Here is a 2862-nt window from a genome sequence, read left to right as displayed (position 1 = left end):
CCATGGTCCCGCTGGTCGCGGCCGGTCTGCTGGCGGTCCCGGTGGGCCGGCAGTCGATGGCGCACCGGATCCGCAGCATCGTCGACGGCCTGATGATCGCCGCGTCGCTGCTGCTGGTGAGCTGGATCGTCGTGCTGGCGCCGCTGCTCGCCGCCGGCGCCGACAGCCGGCTCGGCCGTCTCGTGCTGCTCGGCTATCCGATCGGCGACGTCGTGCTGGTCACCGTGGCCCTCTACGTGCTGGCCCGGCTGCGCCGCGGCGGCCGGGACACCAGGCCGCTGCTGTTCATCGTGGGTGCCACGGTCACGCTCGGCGTCGCCGACAGCGCCTACCTGTACGTGTACCTGCACCAGGACTACCGTTCCGGCGGCATCCTCGACGTCGGCTGGTTCGCGGGCTTCGCCCTGGTCCTGCTGGCCGCGCTGCGCCCCGGCACCGCAACGCACGAGCCCGGCCCGGACGGCGACGCCCCGGGCGAGCGGCAGTCGTTCGCGATCCTGCTGCCGTACGCGGCCGTGCTCACCGCGCTGGCGTGCAGCGTCGTCCACTACGCCGTGTCCGGTGAGGCGGACTCGTTCTTCGCCGGCTGCCGCACCCTGCTCATCGTGCTGATCATCGCCCGCCAGCTGCTGACCCTGCTGGAGAACCGGCACCTGACCCGGCACCTGGAGGCCCGGGTCGCCGAGCGCACCGCCGACCTGCAGGCCAGTGAACTGCGCTTCCGTGCGCTGGTGATGCAGAGCTCCGAGTCGGTCGCGGTGATCGACGCCGACTCCACCATCCGGTTCCAGAGCGAGTCGGTGGAACGGATCTTCGGCTACCCGGCCTCGGTGCTGCTCGGCCTCCGGTTGCTCGACGTGGCCGGGCGCCGCGCCGCGCCCCGGATCGCCGCCGCGCTGGAGTCGGTCCGCGACCAGCCGCTCGGCGTCGTGGTGGCCGAGGTGCCGCTGCGGCACCGGGACGGGCGGATCCGGCTCGCCGAGATGACGATCACCAACCTGGTGCACGACCCGTCGGTCCGTGGCTACGTGCTCAACACCCGCGACATCCACGACGCCACTGAGCTGCAGGAACAGCTCGTGCACGAGGCGTACCACGACGCGCTGACCAAGCTGGCCAGCCGGGCGCTGTTCCGCGAGCGGGCCCTCGAGGCCCTGGCCCGGGACCCCGCCGGCATCGCTGTGCTCCTGCTCGACCTCGACGGCTTCAAGGAGATCAACGACAGTCTCGGGCACGCCGCCGGTGACGCCCTGCTGGTGCAGATCGCCGCCCGGCTGCGCACCGCCGTCCGCGACGGTGACACCGTGGCCCGCTTCGGCGGCGACGAGTTCGGCGTGGTCATCGAGTCGCCCACCGCGCGGGCCGACGCCGAGACGGTCGCCGCGCGGATCGCGGCAGCCCTGGAGGAACCGGTACGGGTCGGGGAGCGCGACCTGCGCGTGGCGGTCAGCATCGGCCTGGCCTGCGGCGCCGACGCCGGCGACATCGACCAGCTGCTGCGCAACGCCGACCTGGCGATGTACCGGGCCAAGGCGGCGGGCGGGGCCGGGCTGGCCGCGTACGACCCGGAGATGCTCGCCGGCCTGGTGCAGCGGCTCGAGCTGGAGGCCGACCTGCGCCTCGCCCTCGAACGCGGGGAACTGGCCCTGCACTACCAGCCGACGGTCGACCTGCGCACCGGCGAGATCATCGGCTTCGAGGCGCTGGTCCGCTGGCACCACCCGGCCCGCGGCATGGTGTCCCCGCTGGACTTCATCGGCATCGCCGAGGCGACCGGCCTGATCGTGCCGCTCGGCCGCTGGGTGCTCACCGAGGCCTGCCGGCAGGCGGTGGCCTGGGGCGCGGGCAGCACTAGGCGGCTCAAGATGGCCGTCAACGTGTCGGTGCGGCAGTTCGAGCACGGCGACCTGTCCGAGATGGTGGCCGAGGTGCTGGCCGAGACCGGCATGCCGGTGGACCAGCTGTGCCTGGAGATGACCGAGAGCGTGCTGCTCACCGACACCGACGAGAACCTCACCCAGCTGCAGCGGCTGAAGGCGCTGGGCGTCACCCTGGCCATGGACGATTTCGGTACGGGCTACTCGTCATTGGCGTACCTGGGCCGCTTCCCGATGGACGTCCTGAAGATCGACCGCTCCTTCGTGGACCGGCTCGGCGGCGACCGTGAGGACGAGGCGCTGGTCCGTACGATCGTGCGGCTGGCCCGCAGCCTCGGCATGAGCACCGTCGCCGAGGGCATCGAGGACGCCGCCCAGCTCGCGATCCTGCGGGAGCTCGACTGCGACCTGGCCCAGGGCTTCTTCCTGTCCCGCCCGCTGCCCGCCACCGAGGCGGGCCGGGTGCTCGCCGAAGGCCTGGCCCGGGCACTGGCCGTCCCGGCCTGAGGTCAGCGGACCTGGCCGCGGACGACCAGCGCCCAGCACAGGCAGCCGAACGCCGCCGTGGTGGCCAGCGCGCGGACCAGGTTCCAGGCCGTCCAGCGGGCCGCGTCGAAGCGTTCGCGGATCTCCGCCAGGTCGGTGATCCGGTTCGGGTCGCCCGCCGCCTTGAGCGCGTCGTTGAGCGGTACGTGCACCACCACGGTGATGACTGCCACCAGGGCGTTCAGGGCCACCGCCACCAGCAGCCACGGCAGCAGGCGCCGGTCGGTGTTGAGCCCGGCGGCCGCGGCCGTGCACAGCACCGCCCCGATGAAGCCGGTCATGAACCACGGGTTGATGATGGCCCGGTCGACGGCCTGGAAGGCGGCGACGAACGTGCGGTCGTCGGTGCTGCCCAGCCCCGGCATGACGGTGTGCTGGTAGAGGCCGTAGACGCCCGCCATCAGTCCGGTGGTCATGGTCGCCGCCAGGAGCGCCGCCA

Annotated in this window: 2 protein-coding genes; one reads left to right on the top strand and one right to left on the bottom strand. The window is 72.7% G+C overall.

Features of this window, described 5'->3' with window-relative positions; genetic code table 11:
• The coding region (locus AB0C29_RS38545; protein ID WP_360831333.1) for an EAL domain-containing protein at nt 1-2384 on the top strand (2384 nt) is incomplete at its 5' end.
• Between the two features lie 2 nt (nt 2385-2386).
• Here AB0C29_RS38545 and AB0C29_RS38540 read toward each other — a convergent pair.
• Nucleotides 2387-2862: anthrone oxygenase family protein (locus AB0C29_RS38540; protein ID WP_360831330.1), on the bottom strand; the 476-nt coding region annotated here is incomplete at its 5' end.

This window comes from Actinoplanes sp. NPDC048791 (genome assembly GCF_040650095.1).
GTDB lineage: Bacteria > Actinomycetota > Actinomycetes > Mycobacteriales > Micromonosporaceae > Actinoplanes.
This window is presented reverse-complemented; position numbering and strand designations above follow the sequence as displayed.